The organism is Kitasatospora sp. NPDC059571, assembly GCF_042735675.1.
GTDB lineage: Bacteria > Actinomycetota > Actinomycetes > Streptomycetales > Streptomycetaceae > Kitasatospora.
Genome location: NZ_JBHWBW010000328.1, coordinates 6,526 through 8,989, shown reverse-complemented (window position 1 = coordinate 8,989; position 2,464 = coordinate 6,526). Strand labels below are relative to the sequence as shown.

At 77.4% G+C, this 2,464-nt stretch carries 4 protein-coding genes; 2 read left to right on the top strand and 2 right to left on the bottom strand.

Annotated features, from left to right (window positions below):
* Nucleotides 1–624: M48 family metalloprotease (locus ACFV0G_RS28125; RefSeq protein WP_380553858.1), on the bottom strand; the 624-nt coding region annotated here is incomplete at its 3' end.
* Nucleotides 621–989 carry a BlaI/MecI/CopY family transcriptional regulator gene (locus ACFV0G_RS28120; protein ID WP_380553855.1) on the bottom strand — a complete coding sequence of 123 codons (369 nt, stop codon included), beginning with the start codon at nucleotides 987–989 and terminating at the stop codon, nucleotides 621–623. The genes ACFV0G_RS28120 and ACFV0G_RS28125, both read right to left, overlap by 4 nt.
* A gap of 110 nt (nucleotides 990–1,099) precedes the next feature.
* On the opposite strand from ACFV0G_RS28120, the gene ACFV0G_RS28115 reads away from it, so the two are divergent.
* Both ACFV0G_RS28115 and ACFV0G_RS28110 read left to right on the top strand, forming a co-directional pair.
* Nucleotides 1,100–1,747, top strand: a complete 648-nt coding sequence (locus ACFV0G_RS28115; protein ID WP_380553852.1) for a DedA family protein — start codon at nucleotides 1,100–1,102, stop codon at nucleotides 1,745–1,747.
* The gene (locus tag ACFV0G_RS28110; RefSeq protein ID WP_380553849.1) at nucleotides 1,744–2,367 is read left to right on the top strand and encodes a phosphatase PAP2 family protein; all 624 of its coding nucleotides are present in this window, start codon (nucleotides 1,744–1,746) and stop codon (nucleotides 2,365–2,367) included. Before ACFV0G_RS28115 ends, ACFV0G_RS28110 begins: the two co-directional genes overlap by 4 nt.
* The last annotated feature ends 97 nt before the right edge of the window (nucleotides 2,368–2,464 follow it).

The following is a 2,464-nucleotide window of genomic DNA, read 5'->3' as shown; positions in this document are numbered from 1 at the left end:
CTCGTCGGCCCAGCGCTCCAGGTGGTAGCCGAGGGCCGGGCGCAGGCCGCGCAGCGCCGGGTGGACGGCGGCGGCGTACTCGCCGAGGGCGAGGAAGAGGTGGTGCCGGCCGGCCAGGTGGGCGTGCTCGTGGGCGAGCAGGGCGGCCTGTTCCGGGGCGGGCAGGGCGTCCAGCATGCCGGTGGTGACGACGATCCGGCCGGGCCGGCCGGGCAGCGCGTAGGCGTCGGCGCGCTCGTCGTCGAGCATGGCGAGCCGGCCGTGCCCGGTGGCGGCGGCGAGGTCGCGGCGGGCGCGGGCCAGGTCGGCGTGCTGGCGGCGGACGGCGCGCACCAGCAGGGCGGCGACCGCCAGCACGGCGAGCGCGGCCGCGGCGGCCGGCAGCGGCGAGGCGGCGGGCAGCCAGCGGGGCGCGAGGTGGGCGAGGCCGGCGACCGGCGGGAACCGGAGCAGGCCGGCCAGGGCGAGCAGGCCGAGGCTGACGGCGGTGCCGGCGGCGAGCGCCCCGGCCGTCCCGGCCAGCAGCAGGGCGGCGGCGCGCGGCGCGCAGCGGTCGGCCAGCCGGCGGGCGAGCGGTGCGGCGAGCAGCGGCAGGAGCAGCGGGGCCCAGACGGCGAGGGTCATGTGGCCTCCCCGAGCAGGTCGCGCAGCAGCTGCTCGTCCTCGGCGGACAGGTCGGAGACGAAGCGGGCGAGGACGGTGGAGCGGTCCTGGCCGCGGTCGAGCTCGCTGCGCATCCGGCGGGCGGCCAGGCCGGCCTGGTCCTCGACGGTGGGCGTGTACGCGAAGCCGCGGCCGGCCCGGGTGCGCTCGACGGTGCCCTTGTCGTGCAGCCGGGCGAGGATCGTGGCGATGGTGGTGCGCGCCAGGTCGTCGCCGAGGGCGGCCTGGACGTCCTGCGGGGTGAGCGGTGTCCGGGCGGCCCACAGCGCGGCGAGCACCTGGGCCTCCAGTCCGCCGGCCGGCCGGCGAACGGGCGAATGGGACATGTCGACGCACCCTCCCTGATCGTCTACAGTCATGTAGACCGTCTACGCCACTGTAGACGATCGAGGCGCCCCCGCGGGGCGCCCACCACCGTACGGGAGGTCCGCCAACCTTGCCCCAGACATCCGCCCTGCTCGCGGTGAACGTGCTCGACGCCTCGTCGCTGCTGGCCGCCTTCGGCGCCCTCGGGATCGCGGTCGTGCTCTTCGCCGAGACCGGCCTGCTGGTCGGGTTCTTCCTGCCCGGCGACTCGCTGCTCTTCACCGCCGGCCTGCTCTGCGTGCCCGGCGCCACCTCCGGGCCGCAGCTCTCGCTGGCCCAGGTGCTGCCCGCGGCCCTGGCCGGCGCGCTGATCGGCGCCCAGGCCGGCTACCTGATCGGCCGCCGCGGCGGCCGGGCCCTGCTGAGCCGCAGCAGCAGCCGCAGCCTGCACGAGGGCACCCGGCGGGCCGAGGACCTGCTCGCCCGGTACGGGCACGGCCGGGCGATCGTGCTGGCGCGGTTCGTCCCGGTGGTCCGCACCGTGCTGAACCCGCTGTGCGGGATGGTCGGCGTGCCGGCCCGGACGTTCGCGCTCTGGCAGGTCGTCGGCGGCGCGGTCTGGACGGTCGGCGTGGTGCTGGCCGGCTACGGGCTCGGCTCCTCCGTGCCGAACATCGACCACTACCTGCTGCCGATCATCGGCCTGGTGGTCGCCGTCTCGCTGATCCCGGTGCTCCGCGAGGTGCTCCGGGCCCGCCGCGAGGGGAGCGCCCGATGACCGACGCACTCCTCGCCTTCGACGGCAGCGGCATCGACGGCGGCCTGTACACCCGGGTGATCGGCTGGGCGCAGGACGCCCCGCACTGGCTGGACCGGGCGATCACCGTCTGGTCCGACCTCGGCCTCGGCCTGTTCGCGATCTTCATGCTGTACGGCTGGTGGCGGGCGCGCGGCGCCGACTCCGCGGTGATGGCGCGGGTGCTGGCCTCGCCGCTGATCGTGGTCGTCGCCTACGCCGCGAACTCGGTCCTCAAGGGCCTCATCGCGGAGAACCGGCCCTGCCGGCAGCTGCCCGGGAGCGTGACCCTGGAGACCTGCCCGGTGGCCGGCGACTGGTCCTTCCCCAGCAACCACACGGTGATCGCCTTCGCGGCCGCCACCGCGCTCTGGTTCGCCCACCGCCGGCTCGGCGCGGCCGCCCTGGCCGCCGCCGTGCTGATGGGCGCCTCCCGGGTCTGGGTCGGCGTGCACTACCCGCACGACGTCGCGGTCGGCGCCCTGGTCGGCATCCTGGTCGCCGCCCCGCTCGCGGTGCTCGCCGGGCGCGCCGCACCCCTGGTCGACCGGGCCCGCAGCGGGCCGATGGCCGGCCTCCTCGGTGCCGGACTGGCCGTCTGACACCCCACCGACCCCGTTACGCCCCCCCACCCCCCCCGCAGGCCGGACGGGGGTGCGGTCCCCGGTAGGGGGCGGGCGCGGCCCCGGGGGCCACAGG